The 280-nt window shown below is 48.2% G+C and carries 1 tRNA gene; it reads left to right on the forward strand.

Going from position 1 to position 280, the window contains the following annotated elements:
- Nucleotides 1–205: 205 nt before the first annotated feature.
- Nucleotides 206–279 (forward strand) — tRNA-Arg (locus DRB05_RS00030).
- Nucleotide 280: the final 1 nt, after the last annotated feature.

Here is a 280-nt window from a genome sequence, read left to right on the forward strand (position 1 = left end):
AGCTCAGCTGGATAGAGTACCTGGCTACGAACCAGGCGGTCGGAGGTTCGAATCCTCCTGCGTCCGCCACTTTTCCTTAAGTGGTTAAATATAAAGGCAGGAAAAAGGTGGTCGAAGGTTCACCTTCAAAAAATACGTCCTGAGTCCAGCACTTTTCTTTAGGTGGTTAAATATAAAGAAAGTTGGAAAACTATACATTCATAACGGACGCATAGCTCAGCTGGATAGAGTACCTGGCTACGAACCAGGCGGTCGGAGGTTCGAATCCTCCTGCGTCCGC

Source organism: Pseudoalteromonas sp. A757, from assembly GCF_004103285.1.
Lineage (GTDB): Bacteria > Pseudomonadota > Gammaproteobacteria > Enterobacterales > Alteromonadaceae > Pseudoalteromonas > Pseudoalteromonas galatheae.